We start from the raw sequence: 18,474 nt of genomic DNA on the forward strand, positions 1-18,474 counted from the left end.
GCGACAGAGCCGAGCGCAGGTGGTTCGGCGGTTTTTGGCGGGTTCGATGCCGCATTGCCGGCCGACGGCACCAGGCGTCACTCCTGTCCGGACCCACCCGCGCGCCGCGCCCTGACAAGCCGCCGTGCCCCGGCCCGCAGCAGCCCGAAGAGCACCCCCAGCATCGCCACCGATGTCAGCGAAGATTTCATCACGCTCGCCCGCGAGGCCGCAACGATATCGGCATCCTCGGGTACGCCGTTCAGCAGCCCCGCCACCCGGATGTTTTCCAGCCAATCGGCCCCCATGCCACCGAGAATGGCGGCGAGAAACAGGGCGCGCCAGATTCGTCCCCGGTAGAGCTGCCAGATCGCTCCGGCAAGCGACAGGGCCAGAAGCGGCGGATAGAAGATGTCCAGCCATCTCTGCGGCCCCGCATAGAGCGCGCGCCCCTCGTCGGAGAGCGCCGAGAGGAAGGCCCGCGCCTCCTCCGGGCCATAGCCCCCCGGGCGCATGTCGAACGGTGCCAACCCGTCAGCGGCGCGCGAGATCGCTGGCAGGGTCCAGCCCAGCATGACTGCATAGACGGCGAGGGTCAGCGCAAGAATGCCCCACCAGGCGTGGCGCATCTGCATCCGCACCTCAGGAATTCGCCAGTGACAGAGAGGCGCCAAGCGTCGTCATGAGCGGCTCGAAGATCGGGAAGGAAGTTGCAATCGGGCCGGCATCGTCCACCGTGACCGGCTTCTTTGCCGCCATCCCGCAGATCAGGAAGGACATGGCGATGCGGTGATCGAGCCGCGCCTCGGTCAGCGCCCCACCGGGGACATTCCCGGCACCGAGCCCGTGGATTGTGAAGCTGTCCTCGCTTTCCTCCACCTCGACCCCGCAGGCGCGCAGGCCCACGGCCATGGCGTCGATCCGGTCGCTCTCCTTGACGCGCAGCTCATGGGTGCCGGGCATATGGGTCACACCGCAGGCGTTTGCGGCGACCACGGACAGGACCGGGTATTCGTCGATCATCGAGGGGGCGCGCTCGGCGGGAACCTCGATGCCCTTCATGTCGGGCGAGTAGCGGGCGCGCAGGTCGGCTACGGGTTCGCCACCCTCTTCGCGCGGGTTCTCGAAACTCAGATCCGCACCCATCTCCTGCAGCGTGGTGAAGAGCCCGGCGCGGGTCGGGTTGAGACCGATATTGGGCACCAGCACATCCGAGCCCGGTACGATCAACGCCGCGCAGACCGGGAAGGCGGCCGAAGACGGGTCGCGCGGCACAGCAATGGTCTGGGGCTTCAGCTCCGGTTGGCCGGTGAGCGTGATGCGATAGCCCGCCTCGGTCTTCTCGGTCACCACCTCGGCGCCGAAGCCGCGCAGCATCCGCTCGGTATGGTCGCGCGTGGCAGCAGCCTCGGTCACGACGGTCTGTCCCGGCGCATTCAGCCCCGCCAGCAGCACCGCCGACTTGACCTGCGCAGAGGCCATCGGCGTGACGTAATCGACCGGCAGCGGCTCGGCGGCGCCGACCAGCGTCATCGGCAGCCTGCCGCCTTCACGGCCAACCGCCTGGGTGCCGAACAGCGCCAGCGGGTCCGTCACACGGCCCATCGGGCGGGAGCGCAGCGAAGCGTCGCCGGTGAAGGTCGCCGTGATCGGCGAAGTCGCCATGGCGCCCATGATCAGGCGCACACCAGTGCCGGAATTGCCGCAATCGATCACGTCCTCAGGCTCGGCAAAGCCACCAACGCCGACCCCATGCACCGACCATTCGCCCGGCCCGTGCTGAACCACCTCGGCGCCGAACGCAGTCATGGCCCGGCCGGTGTCCAGCACATCCTCGCCTTCGAGCAGGCCCGTGATACGGGTCTCGCCGACAGCCATGGCGCCAAAGATCAGCGCGCGGTGGGAGATCGACTTGTCCCCGGGCACATCGGCCTGGCCCTTGAGCGGCAGGCTGGTGCGGGCGGTCATCTTGCGGGCGGGTCCATGTGCCGACATCGGGCTCTCCTTCGCGGGTTTCCCGCGCGGCTTAGCCCAGAGCGGGCGGGCGGTCCAGCCGGCACGCTCACCCGGTGGCCCTGCGCTCCCCGAAGAGGCGCGGCCTGAGGCATCCCAGGACCAGCTCTGTCAGAAGCGGGATGACATTGGACATGCCGACAAGCGCCTCGGTCGCTTCCAGGTCATGGAAGGCCTGCGGCAGCGGGTCGGCCGGAGGCACCGCTTCCGCCATCACCCGCAGCTCCGGCATCATCGGCACGAGAAAGACAACGGCATTGACGCTCAGAAAGGCGATCATCGCCAGCTTGACCTTCATCCAGTTGGCCCGGACTCCGAAGCCAAAATACAGGCTCAGGTCACAGAGCAGCTTCAGCCCCAGCCCCGGCAGGATCAGGATGTAAGCGCTCAGCTCCTTGTAGGTATAGACGATGGCTGCGGTCTGGCCGTCGGGCGACCCGATCGTGGCGCCGATGACGATATGGCTGAGGATCCCGCCGACATACATGATGCCGGCGATCTCATTGAAGAACTCCAAAAGTTTGCGCATCTGGCTCACTCTTCCCGCTGGCCGAACCACATGCGCCTGAACAGCCCGTCGCGACGGACATAGTGGTGCCAGAGCCCGGCGCCCGCATGGCCCAGGATCAGAACGCCAAGCAGAAAGGCCAGCGCCCCATGTGCCGCGCGCGGCGGGAAGGCAGCGAAATCCGCCGGCAGCGGCGCACCGGAGCCACCAAAAACGATCCCCGGAAGCCCCGCCATGGTCGCGGTGGCCAGCCCGGACAGGCAGAGCGCTATGACGACACAATAGAGTGCCCAATGCATCGCCTGTCCGAGCCAGTTGAGAAGCGCATTCCCGATGTCGGAATGGGGTGGTTTGCGGGTGGTTAAGCGTGTGGCCAGGCGCAGGAGCATCAGCGCGAGGATGATCATCCCCATCGACATATGCATGCGCAGGGCGGTGAGTTTGAACGGGTCGTCATTGGCGGTCTCGGCAAGGACGGTGCCGCCCAGGATCAGGCCAAGGATGATCATCGCAGCCAGCAGCCAGTGCAGGGCGACAAGTAGGGGGTGGTAGCGGGTCATGTGCGTGTCTCCGATTCTATATATTAAGGCTACACTTGCAAATGTTATTCTTGCAATTGCAATTATTGCACAGGTAGGGTGCGGAGCGTAATCAGAGAGCATGAATGTGAAAGACGAGACCCGCGCCCTCCGCGAGGCAAGCTTCGGCTGGAAAATCCAGCAGCTTGCGCGGCGGATGGATGACCGGATGACGGCCGAACTGGCAGAACTCGGGCTGAACTTGCCACAATTCCCGGTGATCATGACGGTGCTGGAGCACGGCGGTGTCACGCAGGTCGAGATTGCCAAGCTCTACGACCGTCCGGCCTATGTGATTTCGCGCGCACTGGACGGGCTGGAGGAACAAGGGCTGGTGGAACGCCGGCCGCATCCGACCTCGCGCCGGGCCCATGAAATCCACGCCACGCAAGCCGGCATGGCCCTGTCCGCGCGCCTGCATGCCATCGTGGAAGAGGTCAATGCGGCGACCCTCGCACCGCTCTCGACTGCGGAACGGGAGGCACTTCTGGTGATGTTGCCGAAGCTTCTGGCCCCTTAGTCAGCCGGTCCCGCCCGGCCGCTCTCCAAGCCAGATCCCGGGATTGGTCTCGGCAATCTGGCGGAACCAGTCTTCGCCGAGCGTGTTGCGCAGCCGGAAGCTGATCGCCCGCTCGGAGAGCTTCTCGCGCTTGATCATGTAGTAATCCGACCCGAACAGGACTCGCTCCCGCACCCGTTTTTCGCCCATGAAGACCCGCAGGAAGGGCGCAAAATCGTCGAAATGGAACAGCGTGTAGGAGATGTCTGTCCAAAGCCCCGGCCACTCGCCCGACCGCAACAGGTCGAGGATGGCGGCGAGCCAGTTGCGCTCCCGCGCGCCCGCGTCGAGCGGGTCGATCCCTTGCTCGATATAGCTGCGCCAATCGACCTGCCCGCCGAAATGCGCAAGACACAGGCGCAACTCGGGAAAACGCTCCAGCACCGGCAACACCGCGCGCGGGTCGGTATAGGCATCGGCCAGCGCCATTGGCAGGCCCCGCCCGGCGACCCCGCCGCGCGCGCAATGCGAGATCACCGGCACATTACGCTCAAGCAGCAGCGGGTAGAGCTCTTCCATGAGCACCGGGTGATCGGGGGCGAAGCCGAGCCGGGGATAGATCTTGAGGCCGCGAAAGCCGAGCGTCTCGATTGCCCGCCGCGCCTCGGCGACGGAGTCAGGGGCGTCCGGATAGACTGTCGCGAAGGGGATGATGCGCGGCCCCAGAACCGGGTCGGCAGCAAGTTCCGCCAGTTCGTCATGCTGCATTCCAAGGTCGGCCTGAACCGCGCCGTGGCCGATATGCGCCATGTCCATCGGCAGCACGACAAACCGTGCATCGCCGGGATAGTGCGGCAGCATCTCCCGCAGGACATCGGATTGCAGCGCCTGGTCCCCGGTTGCCCGGAACCGTTCCAGACGGGCAACCACGCCGGCCCAGTGCTCCTGCCCGACCGCCGCCAACCCCCAACGGACCGCGCCGACAAGCCCGGGCACGAGGCGGATCAGGGAAACCAGCGGATGCGGGTAGCGATCCGGCACATGGGCCGTCGTGAAAAGATGCGTATGACAATTGGTGATGCGGATATCCGACATGCGCGCCCTTCGTTCCCAAGGATGGCGCCAGTCTACACCCCCGTCGGGCGATCCGGCAGGGAAATCGCGCTCAGTCGCGCAGGAAGGTCAGGTAGTGCGGCACCCGCCCCTCTCGCAGCGCCTTCTTCTCGTAGCGCGTGGAGATCCAGTCATCCCAGGGCATGCGCCAATCCGCTGGCCCCTCGGCCGTCCAGGTGAAGCCGTGGCGCGGCACCTGTTCCAACGTCTGGCGCACATAGTCGGGAATGTCGGTCGCGACCCGCAAGACAGCACCCGGTTTGAGCACACGCGCGAGCGGCTCAAGATGCTCGGGGGTCACGAACCGGCGCCGGTGATGGCGCGTCTTCGGCCAGGGATCGGGATAGAGCAGGAAGGCACGGGAGATCGACGCTTCGGGCAGCACGTCGAACATATCGCGCGCATCGCCGGGATGGACGGCGACATTCTCCGCCCCCGCCGCACGGATCTTGCCCAGCAGCATGGCAACGCCGTTGATATAGGGCTCGCAGCCGATGATCCCGACCTGCGGATTGCTCGCCGCCTGATGCACCATGTGCTCGCCGCCGCCGAAGCCGATCTCCAGCCAGGTCTCGCGCCCGCCGAACAGGGCCTCGAGGTCGAGCGGATTGCGGTCGGGGTTGACGTCCCAGTCGACCGGCCCCGGCGACAGGCTCGCGAGATCCTCGTCGAGATAGCCCTGCTGACTGGGGCGCAACGACTTGCCATGACGGCGGCCGTAGAAATTGCGCCAGGGGGCGCCAGTGGGGGCGGTATCGGGCTTGTTCTCTGACATGCCGCGTCCCCTCGCAAAAGCACGCGGCCGGGTCAAGAACCGAACCACTTTCAAGGCGCGGGTTTGCGCGCTGAAGGGGCGGGACATGCGACGAGCAGGCATTTCTTCGTGAAGGGTCGCAATTCTCTGCCTGGCAGCCTTGCTGCCGTTCGCTGCAAGCGCAACGGCAGCCGCACCTTGATCCCGGCCCCGTCAACGCTCTGCACCAAGGTCCTCGACCGGCTCACATTCCTTCACGCGACTCCATCGTCCAAGCGCGCAGTCCCGAAAGTGCCTCACCCAGTCTCCACGGGACGCCATCGCGTCATGACATCCGGCCCGACCGCCCGCAGGCGCTCCAACCGAAAGCGCGGCGCCACGGAGAGAGCGTCGATCCCCATCGCGCCAAGACATGGCTGCCCTTCGGCCCCAAGCGCCATCCCGGCGCTGTAGACGACCAGTTCGTCGACCACACCAGCCGTGAGCAGTGCACCGGCCAGCGTTCCGCCACCCTCGCAAAAAACCCGCGTCAACCCGGCCGCCCCAAGCGCCTCGAGTGTCGCCACCGGGTCGAGCTGCCGCCCCTGTTGCCGGTCGATTTCCAGCAGCCGCGCTCCCTGCCCGGTCCAGGCCTCCCGCCGTTCGGGAAGCGCATCCTTGCCATGGCAAAGCCAGACCGGTGCTGCCGTGATCTCCCGAAACAGTTGGCTTTCCTGCGGCAGGTCGAGATGGCGCGAGGTCACGATCCGCACCGGCTTATGCCGCACACCCAGCCCCCGCACCGTCAGTGAAGGGTCATCGGCCCGCGCCGTGCCGCCCCCGACCAGCACTGCGTCGTGACAGGCCCGCAGCCCATGCACATCCCGCCGCGCCGCCGGGCCGGTGATCCACTGGCTCTCGCCGGTCGCCGTCGCGATCCGCCCGTCGAGCGACACCGCCAGCTTCAGGGTCAGATGCGGTCGCCCGGTGGTCACACGGCGCAGGAAGCCCTCATTGGCCCTTCGCGCCTGCTGTTCCAGCACCCCGGTCACGAGCTCGATCCCAGCGGCCCGCAAGATCGCATGGCCACCGCCGGCCACGCGCGGGTCCGGATCGGTCACCGCCGTCACCACCCGCACCACGCCAGCTGCAACCAGCGCCTCCGCGCAGGGCGGCGTCTTTCCATGATGGGCACAGGGTTCCAGCGAAACATAGACAGTTGCGCCATGCGCCGCCGCCCCTGCCTGGGCAAGCGCCTCTGTCTCCGCATGCGGCCGTCCGCCGGGCTGGGTCCAGCCGCGCCCGACGATCCGCCCGCTCTGGACAATCACACAGCCGACCGCCGGATTGGGCCAGACAGCCCCCAACCCACGTCTGCCGAGCGCTATGGCCAGCGCCATGAAGCGCCGGTCGGCCCGCGTCATCTCACTCACTCGGAATTCGTCTCCCCAGGCCGCAACTCACTGACGAACTTGTCGAAATCGTCGGCTGCCTGGAAGTTTTTGTAGACGGACGCAAAGCGGACATAGGCGACGGTGTCGATCCGCGCCAGCGTCTCCATCACGATCTCGCCGATGGTCGTGGACTTGATGTCCGTCTCGCCCATACTCTCCAGCCGCCGCACGATGCCAGAGATCATCTGGTCAATGCGATCCGGCTCCATCGGGCGCTTTTGCAGCGCGATCCGCACCGAACGCTCGAGCTTGTCGCGGTCGAAATCTTCGCGTCGCCCATTGGACTTGATCACCACGAGGTCACGCAGTTGCACGCGCTCATACGTCGTGAACCGACCACCGCAAGACGGACAGAACCGCCGTCGCCGGATCGCGACATGGTCCTCCGCCGGACGGGAATCCTTGACCTGTGTATCTACGTTTCCGCAAAACGGGCACCGCATAGGCGTCCCCTTTCCTACTGCCCTTGGGGGTGGTCCCCCTTCTTGTTACGATGACTATAGGACAGCCTCGAAAGCTTGGGTAGGGAATTTGTCCACATACCCTATCTTGTCCCTCGAACTGTGATTCGGTCGCAATAGGCGGCCATCAAATGCTCCGTCTTCGCTTGTCGTTCCGGACGTCTTTTCCTCCTGCGCCTTGCATGGGCCTTCGTGGACAAATCCGAGGCATGGTTGAAGTTCAAACCTTCGAAGACAGCGTCTGCTTGCCTCACAGGACCGATCCGGACTTTCCCCTGCCGTGCCACGGTGCGATGAGAACAGCATGATAGACTACCTGATCATAGGCGGCGGAATTGCCGGCCTGTCGGTCGCGGCCGAACTGGCCCGGGCCGGGACCTCGGTCTGCCTGCTGGAGGCGGAAACAGCACTTGGCTACCACGCGTCCGGGCGCTCGGCCGCGATGTTTCTCGCCTCCTATGGTAACGCGACGGTGCGGGCGCTGAACGCGGCCAGCGCGGAGACCCATGAGGCTGCGGACGTGCTGTCAAAGCGCGGGTTTCTCATGGTTGCGGATGCGGAACGGGAGGCACAGTTCGAACTGGAACACGCCGAATTCGGCGCAGAAGCGATATCGCCCGAGGATGCCGCTCATGTCTGGCCGATCCTCGATACGGCGTATTGCACTCGGGCGGCATGGCTCGAGGCGGCGTATGATCTCGATACCGACCGGCTCCTGCAACACTATACCCGAAGCGCCCGGCATTTGGGCGCCGAGATCCGGACCGGCCACCCCGTCACCGGGATCCGCAAGCTCGACACGGGCTGGCAGGTGTCGACACCGGGAGACGTGGTCGAGGCGCGACGCCTGGTCAATGCGGCCGGAGCCTGGGCCGATACAGTTGCAAGGATGGCCGGGATTGCGCCCATCGGGATCCGTGCGCTGCGGCGCTCGATGGCGAAACTGCCCGCGCCAGACGGGCTCGACACACGAAGCTGGCCCTTTGTCATCGAAGTTGCCGAGGATTGGTATGGCAAACCCGATGGCGGCGCCTGGCTGGTCTCGCCGGGGGACGAGGACCTCGTCGAGCCACAGGACGCCTGGGCCGATGACATGGTCATCGCCGAGGGGCTCGCACGCTACCAGCCCTTTGCGACGGTCGAGGTGACCCGGGTCGAGACCACCTGGGCGGGCCTGCGCAGCTTCGCCTCCGACCGCTCGCTCGTTCTTGGCCCGGACCCGGCCATGCCGGATTTCCTGTGGTGTGCAGGACAGGGCGGCTACGGGTTCCAAACCGCCCCCGCCGCCGCGCGCCTGCTGGCGGACCTGGCCACCGGCCGCCCACCCGAGCTCGCACCGGATCTCATCGCCACACTCCGGCCGGACCGTCTCCGCCGGTGACGCCAAAATATCTCCTGACGCGGACACAAGCGCTTGCCGCCGAGTGACGGCACGCGGTCTCTCCCCTCACGCTGACGACGGGCAACCGGGCGCTCCCGCCGGTTTCCCTCGCATCACAGATGCTCGGGAAACGGTTGGGGGTGGCGCGCCTTCGGCGCGTCAGCCTGATTTGGCCGCCACCGCCCCCCTGCGACCGTCGTTCATATTGAAAATCTTGCATTCGTGTCCCAAGTCTCGCCCAAGCCACACGGCCCGCGACCTGCACGTCTCCGCGCAGGCCACGAGCCGGCTTCCGGATGCACGTGATAGGCACGCGACACCGGCGAGACTCAAGGATTCTTTCCAATGGACTGGAACAATTTCGTCGACGACATGAACGGCCAGCTCCGCGAGCTGGGCAAGACCATCCCCGAAACCACGAAAGGCTTCGGCGTCCTGACGAAGGCTGCGAAGGAAGGCGGCGTCCTCGACATCAAGAACAAGGAATTCGTCGCCCTCGGCATCGCCATTGCCATGCGCTGCGAGCCTTGCATCGGCTTCCACGTGAAGGCGCTGCACAAGGCCGGCGGCACCCGAGAGGAGCTGTCCGACGTTCTCGGCATGGCGATCCAGATGGGCGGCGGCCCCTCGCTGATGTATGCAGCCAAGACCCTTGCCGCCTGGGACGAGCTGACCGGCGAGTAATCCGCCGCTCGAAAAACGATCTGAGCCGCCTCTCCCGGGGCGGCTCTTCGTTTACCGCCAGCATGGGCATACCGCGCATTCGTGACCTTGCGTGATCTGCATGCGCCATGAGGTTCCGTTGATTTCCCGTGAGAAAACGGCAAAGGTTCACCTTGGACCTTTTCAATTTCTATCCGGAGCTGCGCCCAATGCCGACCCGCCGCAGATTTATCGCCCTCTCTTCCGCGACCGTCGCAAGCGCGGCGCTGATACCCACCCTCGCCCGTCCTCTCCTGGCGCAGACCGCAACCGAGCCAGCACAGCCTGCCGAAGGATTCCAGGTCGACCCGCGCTTCCAGCCTCAGGTCGTTCGGATCAAGAATACCTTCGCGCCCGGACAGCTCCTGATCCTGCCACGCTCGCATTACCTCTACTTCGTCATCGAACCGGGCAAGGCGATCCGCTATGGCGTCGGGGTCGGCAAGGCCGGGTTGGAATTCTCCGGGACCGCGACGATCGACGTCAAGAAGGAATGGCCCACCTGGCGCCCGACCGACGAGATGATCGCCCGCAGCCCGAGCACCTATGCCAAGTTCAATGGCACCGATTACGTCATGCCCGGAGGCCCCGGCAACCCGCTCGGCGCCCGCGCGCTCTATCTTTTCCAGGACGGCAAGGACACATATTTCCGCATCCACGGCACGATCGAGCCCAGCTCCATCGGTCGCTCGGTTTCCAGCGGTTGCATCCGGATGCTGAACTCGCACGTGATCGATCTTTACAAGCGCGTGCCGCTGGGAACGGTGGTGACGGTACTCTGAGGTCATCCGAGCACCCGGGCGAAACGGCAGCGCTGGCCTGACCGGCCAACGCCCGGCACGCAAGGGAAAGGACGTCCTTGGCCGGCCTTCCCCGGCAAGCCGCGCGCATAGCGTGCTGTGGCTTGGCTATCTCCACGAGAGGAGCGCCCCAAGACGGGCTGTCGCGCAGTCAACCGCCCGTCGGGGCGTTATTTCAGCAAGTCTCCGACAATCCCCATGGCATCGAGGACAACCTGTGTGTCTTCCGCGACCTTGAGTACTTCATTGTCGAGCTTGATGTATTTGTTGCCCTTGCCCGGCGGTGGAAGTTTCCAGTCCGACAGGTCCCCGATATCGTCCCAATTGACATCCGTCGGCAGTTTGGCGCCTCGCGTATATCGCTTGATCTGACCGGGAGGCACGGCCTTCGGCCCCTTTCCGGGATTCTTGACCGCGGCGTTGTTCCCCTTGCCGCCCTTCGCATGATCCGGTTTGCCTTTGTCCTTGGCCACGGCCATTTCTGGAGCGGCAAGAACCAAACTCGCGGCGATGAGCCCGATACCAAAAATTCTGAACAAGACGTTTCCTCCCTCGATGCCGGGACAACGCTACTCTGCATCATCGACGCTTGCAATTTCCCGCGTCACATCCGACCCGCGCCCGGCGAGCAGACAGTCCATGGACGCAACCAGCGCAATCGTCCCTTGATCTAGGAGCCTTGCTCAGAATGTCCAGACAGGGCCGCGCCTTGCCATTGCCTCTTTCGTCGCCAACCTCCGAGATTGCTCCCGGTCTGAAGCAGCTTCGTCGCATCACAGCGTGAACTGGCTCGAGCGTCCCGGGTATCTCGGAGTAGGTTCGAACGATTTCTGTCAGAGATCCGCTCCCTGCGGGCCCGATCACCGCGCGAGAATATCGGAAATCTCGTCCCAAAGCGCCGCGACCTCCGCCGCTGCCCTGCCCGAGCGCTGGCGCTCGGTGACGCCAAAGCCCAGCCCGAGCGCCTCGGCGAACACCACGCGGTTGCCGAGAATGGTCCCGGCGACCGGCGCATCCAGATCCTGCATCCCCTCGACCATCTCTGCCGAAAGCCGTGTTCCCGTCCGCGCCCGGTTCAGCACTGTCAGCGCCTGTTTGCGCGTCCGCTCGACCAGTTCCAGAACAGCCTCCGTCGCCCAGAGATCGAGCTGGCTGGCCGACACGGGGACGATCACGAGATCGGCCTCCCGCAAGGCAGGCCGCAGATCGCTGTCGGCCTTGGGCGGGGTATCGATGATGACAAAGTCGTTCTGGCGGCGAAGCTTTTCGCACTCATAGCCCACGCCCCAGGCAGACGCCGTGGAGAATTCCAGCCCCGGCGCCCCCTCGGTCGCTTCCAGCCGGGTCATGAACCAGCGACCGAGCGATCCCTGCGGGTCAGTGTCGAGCACGGCAACCGAATGCCCCTCGGCCACCAGGTGCACCGCGAGATTGACCGCCACCGTCGTCTTGCCGCTGCCACCCTTCTGCTGCGCCACGGTTATTGTCTGTCCGGCCATTGGGTGTCCCCGCTCTCATCGCCTTGCCTGCGCGGGATCGTGACCCAGATGCTGCAGTAGCACAATACTGCGCCACAACCGACAGGTGAGGCAAATGGCCTGCCCCGGCGGGCTCCGGGCTTGTCGCGGAGGTTCCCCCGGTCGGAAGACAGGAGCGGGCCATGCCGGGAGGCGCGCGCCCTGCCCTCGCCCCGATCTGAAGCGCTTCGGTGTTCGTTTTTTGCCTCACCCGCAAGTTCTCCATCCGTTTTTGCAACGCACGCCCTTTCGCTCTTGGCGGTTTTGCCTGCATCAAGGTACAACCTCTGGAAACGGGACCGGGACCGATCCCGCGATTCAAGAAACGGGCCCAAAAGGGCGAGGGATAGTGTCGATGAAATCCACGTACCCCATCATGTCGTGTCTTGGCGCGGCAGCACTGACAGCGCTGTTCGCCCAGCCGGTCTGCGCGCTGGACAGCGTCACCGTCACCGCGCCGGGGGCCGAGGAAGCGCTGGCCGCCAAGCTCGAAAGCGCCTCGATGATCCTGCAGGCGCAGGAAGAAGAACGCACGACACCGGAAGAACTGCTCGGCACGGCGCGCGCCGAATACAAGCGCATGATCTCCGTGCTCTACGGCGAAGGCTACTATAGCGGTGTGATCTCGGTGCGGATCGATGGGCGCGAGGCGGCCGATATCTCGCCCCTGAGCCCGCCCAAAGCGATCTCCAATATCAGCGTGACGGTCGAGCCAGGCCCCCAGTTCCGCTTCTCGGAAGCAACCGTCGCCCCGCTCGCTCCGGAAACCGAGCTGCCAGAGGGCTATGCGACCGGCGAGATCGCGCAATCGGGCCTGATCGGCAAGGCCGCCAGCACAGCAGTCTCGTCCTGGCGCGATGACGGCCATGCCAAGGCCGAACTGACGGGCGAGGATATCACGGCCAATCACCCCAGCTCTACCATCGCCTCGCGGCTGACGGTCGATCCCGGCCCGAAACTGCGCTTCGGGCCGATGACGATACGCGGCAACAAGCGGATGCGCACGGAGCGGATCGTTGCCATCGCCGGCCTGCCCGAGGGCGAGACCTTCAGCCCCGAGGAACTGAATGATGCCGCCGAACGCCTGCGCCGCTCCGGGGCGTTCCGGTCGATCTCGATGAAGGAGGCCGATCAGGTTGGCCCGGGCGACCAGCTCGCCATTGAAACGGATGTGCTGGAGGAGAAGCGCCGCCGCTTCGGCTTCGGCCTCGAGTTCTCCAGCCAGGAAGGCGGCCGGGTCAACGCCTACTGGATGCATCGCAACCTGCTCGGCGGCGCCGAGAACCTGCGGTTCGACCTCGATATCGAGAACCTCGGCACCACGGCCGACGATAACGGCGTCGATTATTATCTCTCCGGCGTTTTCCGCCGCCCCGCCACCTTCCATCCCGATGTGGACGCGCTGCTGCGGGCAAAGATCGAGCACGAGGACGAGCCGGGCTATATCTCGACCCTGGCCGAGGTCGGCGGCGCCTTCGCCTGGCATTACTCGGACGAGCTGGAGCTGCGTGCGGGGCTCGATTACCGCATCTCCGAGGTCGAAGACGCCTTTGGCGATCGGCAGTACCAGCTGGTCTCCTTTCCTTTCGAGATCGATTGGGACAAGCGGGACAACGAGTTCGACGCCACGCGCGGCTTCTTCCTCGGCGCAGAGATGCGCCCCTTTGTCGGCGTGGACAACATGGACAACGGCGTGTTGAGCGAGCTGGATCTGCGCGGGTATCTCGGCTTCGGCGCCAAGCGCAACACGGTGCTCGCAGGCTGGCTGCAACTGGGCAGCCTCTACGGGCCGGAAATCTCCGGCGCCCCGGCCGACTATCTCTTCTTCGCTGGCGGCGGCGGCTCGGTGCGGGGCCAACCCTACCAATCGCTCGGCGCGGGCGAATATGACGACACGATCATTGGCGGCCGCTCCTATGTCGCCAGCTCCGCGGAGTTGCGCTCCTATGTTGCCGGCAATCTCGGCGTCGTTGGCTTCGTCGACGCGGGTTATGTCGGTGCCGAAGAATTCTATGACGGCTCCGGCTCATGGATGTACGGCGCGGGCCTCGGCGTGCGCTACAAGACCGGATTCGGTCCGATCCGGGTCGACATCGCCACACCGGTCGAAGGTGGACCGGATGACGCTGAAAAGGTTCAACTCTATATCGGGATCGGACAGGCTTTCTGATGCAACTTGCCCGCCACGCCGCCCTCGCCTCCTGCCTTCTCCTTCTTGCTCCGCCGGCCCTCGCCCAGGATGACGAGGATGGCGGCGGGATGATCCAGCGCTTCCTGCAGGACAAGCTTTCCACTGGTGGCCGCGAGGTCAAGATCACCGGTTTCGAAGGGTTGCTCTCGGGGGCTGCCCGCCTCGGCGAGCTGACCATCGCCGATGACCAGGGCGTCTGGCTGACCCTGCGAAATGCCGAGTTGGACTGGAGCCGGACCGCCTTGCTGCGCGGCAATCTTTCGGTGGAGACGCTGGTCGCGGGCGAGCTGATTGTGGCGCGCCTGCCGGCCCCCGCTCCCGCCGACAGCGCCCTGCCGGAGCTGCCCGACACGCCAAAGGCCGAGGCCTCGGGCTTCTCCCTGCCCGAACTGCCGGTCTCGATCCGCATCGACCGTCTGGCCATCGAACGCGCCGAGTTGGGCGAGACCGTGCTGGGACAGGAAGCGGTGCTGGGCCTCGAAGGCGGGGTGCAGCTCGCGGGTGGCGAAGGCAAGGTCGACCTCGAGACGCGCCGGCTCGACGGGCCCGAAGACCATATCAGCCTGCATGGCAGTTTCGTCAATGAAAGCAGGACCCTGTCGCTCGATCTTGAGATGGAGGAAGAGGCTGGCGGGCTGGTCACGTCGCTGCTCAAGCTGCCGGGCGAACCCTCCGTCGCGCTGAAGATCGCGGGCGAAGGGCCGCTGACCGATTTCACGGCCGACATCGCGTTGGCCACCGACGGGGCCGAGCGGATCACCGGCTCGGTGAACCTGACCGGCAACGATTCGGGCGAGGCCGGGTTCACGGCCGATATCGGCGGCGATATCACGCCGCTCCTGCCGGCCGAGTTCCATGATTTCTTCGGTACCGATATCCGGCTTCAGGCCGAGGGAAGCCGCGACGCCGAGGGCGCTTTCGAGCTGCCCGGTTTTGAACTGACCGCGCAGGCCCTGTCGTTGGAGGGCAGTGTCAGCCTCGGCGCCGACGGTCTGCCCACCGCCTTCACGCTCGACGGTGACATGGGCCGCGCCGATGGCGCTCCGCTGCGCCTGCCGGTCTCCGGTCCCGGCACCTATCTGGACGCGGTCACGCTCGATGCCAGCTTCGACGCCGCGCAAAGTGACCGCTGGCAGCTAACCGCAGAGATCACCGGCGTCGAGGCCGAGGCCGCGACGCTCGACAGCCTCGCGCTGGACGGCACCGGCCGCATCACCACCGAGGATGGCGCGGCCGTCACCGCTGACCTGCTCTTTGATGTTGCCGGGCTTGCCATGGCCGATCCCGGCCTCGCCGAGGCCATCGGCGACACGCTCACCGGCGGCGCCGGGCTTGACTGGACGCAGGGCGGCGCACTGAACGTCACCCGGCTCTATGCCGAGGGCGAAGATTACGACGCGACATTGCTGGGCGATCTGCGCATTGCCGACCGGTCGCTGAAGCTCTCCGGCCAGGGCCAGGTCAACGCGACCGATCTCGCCCGGTTCTCCACCATCGCGGGCCGTCCCCTGACCGGACAGGTCGAGGCCGCGCTCTCCGGTGCCGGCGATCCTCTGGGCGGGCAATTCGCCGTCACCGCCGATGTCGAAGGCACCGGGCTCTCCATCGGCCAGGAGACCGCCGACCGCCTGCTCGACGGCCCTGTCACCCTCTCCACCGCGCTGCGCCGGGACACCGAAGGCACCGTGCTGGACCATCTCGAACTGCGCAGCCGGGCCATCACCGCGGATGCGAAGGGCAAGATCGGCGGCGGCGCCTCCGATCTCGGCTTCGACGCTGCGCTGAGTGATGTTTCGCTGGTCCTGCCCGGCCATGAAGGCGAGCTGACCCTTGCCGGCACGGCAAAGGAAAGCGCGCCGGGCGACTGGCAAGTCGGACTCGATCTCGCCGGTCCCTATGCGCTCGCGGGCAAGGTTGCGGGCCGGGTCCATCCGGGCGAAAGCGATGTCACGCTTGACCTCTCCCTGCCCGACATTGCCCCGCTGGTCCCCGGCCATGAAGGCCCTGTCCGCATCGCGGGACGGGCCGGCGAAGAGGTTGCCGGCGAATGGGATGTCGATCTCGATGTCGACGGTCCCTATGCGCTGACTGCGGCCGTCGAGGGGCTGATCGCCCCCGGCAAGAGCGACGTTTCGCTCGATATCGCGCTGCCCGATCTCGCCCCGCTTGTCCCGGGTCATAGCGGCGCGGTCGCACTGACCGGCCGGGCGTCGGAGACGGGCACTGGTGGCTGGGACTTCGATCTCGACGGCTCCGCACCCTATGAGGCCACCGTTGCGCTGGACGGGCGCGTCGGCGGTGGACCGGGCGAGGTGACCTTCAACGCCGCCCTGCCCGATCTCGCCCCGCTCGTGCCGAGCGTCCCCGGCCCCGTCCGGGTCAATGGCAAGGCGACGGATGCGGGCGACGGCCTCTGGCAGGTCGATCTCGACGCCTCCGGTCCGCAGGGTACGCAAGCCGCCATCGATGGCGTCGCTGGCGGCGGACAAAGCGATCTCGACCTCGACATTTCCGTCCCCGATCTCGGCGGTTTCGTGCCGCAGATTTCCGGCCCGCTGCGCGCCACGGGCAACGCCGCCGAGACCGGCGACGGCCGCTGGGCGATCGATTTCGACGCCACCGGCCCGCAGAACGCCCAGGCCAATATCGACGGCGCGGTCGGCGCCAGCGGCACTGAACTGGCGGTGATCCTCGACGTGCCGCAGGTCTCCGCCTTCGCCCCCGGCGTGCCCGGCGCGCTCAACGCCACCGCCAAGGCCGCCCAGCAGGAAAACGGCGCCTGGGAGCTGATGCTGGACGCCAATGGCCCCTATGCCAGCACCGTCAATGCGGGCGGCAGCTACGGCGCCGGCGCTTCACAGCTCGCCTTCGAGGCCGCCCTGCCGGATGTCGGCGCTCTGGTCCCGGCCTATTCCGGCCCGCTCACCCTCAAGGGCGACGCCAAGGAGGCCGCCACAGGACGCTGGAATGTCGTCCTTGATGCCGGCCTGCCCTACAAGGGCAGCGCCACCGTCGCCGGCACGGTCGAACAGGGTGCAACCGCGATCGACCTCACACTCGATCTTCCGTCCATTGCCCCCTTCGCCCCGGGCGTCACGGGTGGCTTCTCCGCCAATGGCAACCTGTCCCAGAGCGGTGATGGCTATGCGATCAAGCTCGACACACGCGGCCCGCAAGGCGTGTCCTCCAATGTCTCCGGCACGGTCGCATCGGATTTTGCCACCATGGCCCTCAATGCCAAAGGCACAGCCCCGCTCGCGCTGGCCAATGCCGCCCTCTCGCCGCACTCGACCTCCGGCACTGCCGCCTTCGACATCTCCGTCAACGGCGCGCCCTCGCTGGAGGCCGTTTCCGGCACGGTCACCGTCAGTGACGGTGAACTGGCCATGCCAACCCTGCGCCAGAGCCTCAACGGCATCACCGTCAATCTCGGTCTCAATGGCGCGGCCTTGCAGATCGACGCCTCCGCCAACAGCCCCGCCGGCGGCTCGCTCGGCGCGCGCGGCTCGCTGCAACTGACCGGCATGGTCGCCAATCTCGAAGCCTCCCTGAACAGCTTCACCCTCACGGACCCCACGCTCTTCACCACGGTGCTCGATGGCGGCGCGACGATAAGCGGCCCACTCACCGGCGCGGCTAGCATTGCCGGGCGTATCAATGTCGGCCGCACCGAGATCCGCATTCCCGATGGCGGTCTCGGCTTCGGCGGCGCTATTCCGGACTTGAAACATGTCGGCGAGCCCGCCGGCGTCTTCCTGACCCGCAAGCGTGCGGGGCTGGTGAAGGAAGACAAGGCATCTGGCGGCTCCGGCGGTGGCGGTGGCGGTCCGGCCTATGCCCTGGACATACGTGTCAATGCGCCGGAACAGATCTTCATCCGCGGCCGCGGGTTGGACACGGAGCTGGGCGGCGCGCTCATTGTCGGCGGCACCACGGCGAGCCCGACGCCTGTCGGCGAAATCGAGGTCATTCGCGGTCGGCTCGACATTCTCGGCAAGCGGCTCGACATGGACGAAGGCACTGTCTCCATGGCCGGTGGGCTTAAACCCTATCTCGATCTCACCGCCTCCTCGACCCAGGACGATTTCGAGTTCCTCGCGGTGATCTCCGGGCCGGTGGACGATCCGCAATTCAAGCTGACCTCCGTGCCGGACCTGCCCGAGGACGAGGTGCTCGCCCGCTTCCTCTTCGGCAAGAGCGTCACCGACCTGTCGCCGCTACAGGCGGTGCAGCTGGCCAGCGCCGTGGCAAACCTGACCGGGCGCGGCGGCGGAGGTCTCACCTCCGGCCTGCGCGAGGGTCTGGGGCTGGACGATCTCGACCTGGCCACCACGGATGATGGCGGCACCGAAGTGCGGGCCGGCAAGTATCTCAGCGAGAATATCTACACCGAGTTTGTCGCCGATAGCGAAGGTGACACCGAGATCGATCTCAATATCGACCTGCACAAGAATGTCACCATCAAGGGCACGGCCAGCTCCAGCGGCGACAGCTCCATCGGCGTCTATTTCGAACGCGACTACTGAGCGGGACGCCCCGGTATGG

General features: G+C 66.1%; 16 protein-coding genes. 6 read left to right on the forward strand and 10 right to left on the reverse strand.

Annotated elements, in window-relative coordinates:
• Positions 1-77: 77 nt before the first annotated feature.
• From R3X27_RS08250 to R3X27_RS08265, 4 genes are all read right to left on the reverse strand, one after another.
• The gene (locus R3X27_RS08250; RefSeq protein ID WP_317708369.1) at positions 78-614 is read right to left on the reverse strand and encodes a hypothetical protein; all 537 of its coding nucleotides are present in this window, start codon (positions 612-614) and stop codon (positions 78-80) included.
• Between the two features lie 7 nt (positions 615-621).
• Positions 622-1,974 (reverse strand): 3-phosphoshikimate 1-carboxyvinyltransferase, encoded by a 1,353-nt coding sequence (gene aroA / locus R3X27_RS08255; RefSeq protein WP_317708370.1) that lies wholly within the window; start codon positions 1,972-1,974, stop codon positions 622-624.
• A 67-nt stretch (positions 1,975-2,041) separates the two neighbouring features.
• Positions 2,042-2,521: an enoyl-CoA hydratase gene (locus R3X27_RS08260; RefSeq protein WP_317708371.1), complete on the reverse strand. Its 480-nt coding sequence runs from the start codon at positions 2,519-2,521 to the stop codon at positions 2,042-2,044.
• 5 nt (positions 2,522-2,526) lie between these two features.
• The gene (locus tag R3X27_RS08265; protein WP_317708372.1) at positions 2,527-3,060 is read right to left on the reverse strand and encodes a cytochrome b; all 534 of its coding nucleotides are present in this window, start codon (positions 3,058-3,060) and stop codon (positions 2,527-2,529) included.
• Between the two features lie 100 nt (positions 3,061-3,160).
• On the opposite strand from R3X27_RS08265, the gene R3X27_RS08270 reads away from it, so the two are divergent.
• Positions 3,161-3,598 carry a MarR family transcriptional regulator gene (locus R3X27_RS08270; protein ID WP_317708373.1) on the forward strand — a complete coding sequence of 146 codons (438 nt, stop codon included), beginning with the start codon at positions 3,161-3,163 and terminating at the stop codon, positions 3,596-3,598.
• On the opposite strand, the gene R3X27_RS08275 is transcribed toward R3X27_RS08270, so the two are convergent.
• The 4 genes from R3X27_RS08275 to nrdR all read right to left on the reverse strand — a co-directional run bounded on the left by R3X27_RS08275 (position 3,599) and on the right by nrdR (position 7,320).
• On the reverse strand, positions 3,599-4,672 hold the full coding sequence (locus tag R3X27_RS08275) for an amidohydrolase family protein (protein ID WP_317708374.1): 1,074 nt from the start codon (positions 4,670-4,672) through the stop codon (positions 3,599-3,601). It lies immediately after the preceding gene.
• 70 nt (positions 4,673-4,742) lie between these two features.
• Complete coding sequence (trmB, locus tag R3X27_RS08280; protein ID WP_317708375.1) at positions 4,743-5,465, reverse strand: tRNA (guanine(46)-N(7))-methyltransferase TrmB; 723 nt, start codon at positions 5,463-5,465, stop codon at positions 4,743-4,745.
• A 275-nt stretch (positions 5,466-5,740) separates the two neighbouring features.
• Positions 5,741-6,847, reverse strand: coding sequence for a bifunctional diaminohydroxyphosphoribosylaminopyrimidine deaminase/5-amino-6-(5-phosphoribosylamino)uracil reductase RibD (gene ribD / locus R3X27_RS08285; RefSeq protein WP_317708477.1), 1,107 nt, complete (start codon positions 6,845-6,847; stop codon positions 5,741-5,743).
• Positions 6,848-6,852: 5 nt separating this feature from the next.
• Positions 6,853-7,320: a transcriptional regulator NrdR gene (gene nrdR, locus R3X27_RS08290; RefSeq protein WP_317708376.1), complete on the reverse strand. Its 468-nt coding sequence runs from the start codon at positions 7,318-7,320 to the stop codon at positions 6,853-6,855.
• 322 nt (positions 7,321-7,642) lie between these two features.
• Here nrdR and R3X27_RS08295 point away from each other — a divergent pair, with 322 nt between their 5' ends.
• From R3X27_RS08295 to R3X27_RS08305, 3 genes are all read left to right on the forward strand, one after another.
• Positions 7,643-8,719, forward strand: a complete 1,077-nt coding sequence (locus tag R3X27_RS08295) for an FAD-dependent oxidoreductase (RefSeq protein ID WP_317708377.1) — start codon at positions 7,643-7,645, stop codon at positions 8,717-8,719.
• A gap of 345 nt (positions 8,720-9,064) precedes the next feature.
• Positions 9,065-9,403, forward strand: coding sequence for a carboxymuconolactone decarboxylase family protein (locus R3X27_RS08300; protein ID WP_317708378.1), 339 nt, complete (start codon positions 9,065-9,067; stop codon positions 9,401-9,403).
• Positions 9,404-9,591: 188 nt separating this feature from the next.
• Positions 9,592-10,203 carry a L,D-transpeptidase gene (locus R3X27_RS08305; protein WP_317708379.1) on the forward strand — a complete coding sequence of 204 codons (612 nt, stop codon included), beginning with the start codon at positions 9,592-9,594 and terminating at the stop codon, positions 10,201-10,203.
• A gap of 188 nt (positions 10,204-10,391) precedes the next feature.
• Here R3X27_RS08305 and R3X27_RS08310 read toward each other — a convergent pair whose 3' ends face one another.
• Positions 10,392-10,760, reverse strand: a complete 369-nt coding sequence (locus R3X27_RS08310) for a hypothetical protein (RefSeq protein WP_317708380.1) — start codon at positions 10,758-10,760, stop codon at positions 10,392-10,394.
• A gap of 321 nt (positions 10,761-11,081) precedes the next feature.
• Positions 11,082-11,720 carry a ParA family partition ATPase gene (parA, locus tag R3X27_RS08315; RefSeq protein WP_317708381.1) on the reverse strand — a complete coding sequence of 213 codons (639 nt, stop codon included), beginning with the start codon at positions 11,718-11,720 and terminating at the stop codon, positions 11,082-11,084.
• 373 nt (positions 11,721-12,093) lie between these two features.
• Between parA and R3X27_RS08320 the strand changes: the two genes are divergently transcribed.
• The gene (locus R3X27_RS08320; protein WP_317708382.1) at positions 12,094-13,908 is read left to right on the forward strand and encodes an autotransporter assembly complex family protein; all 1,815 of its coding nucleotides are present in this window, start codon (positions 12,094-12,096) and stop codon (positions 13,906-13,908) included.
• Positions 13,908-18,455, forward strand: coding sequence for a translocation/assembly module TamB domain-containing protein (locus tag R3X27_RS08325; RefSeq protein WP_317708383.1), 4,548 nt, complete (start codon positions 13,908-13,910; stop codon positions 18,453-18,455). The genes R3X27_RS08320 and R3X27_RS08325 overlap by 1 nt, the downstream gene beginning before the upstream one ends.
• Positions 18,456-18,474 lie beyond the last annotated feature (19 nt).

The sequence above is a fragment of the Tropicimonas sp. TH_r6 genome, assembly GCF_033101155.1.
Classification (GTDB): domain Bacteria; phylum Pseudomonadota; class Alphaproteobacteria; order Rhodobacterales; family Rhodobacteraceae; genus Tropicimonas.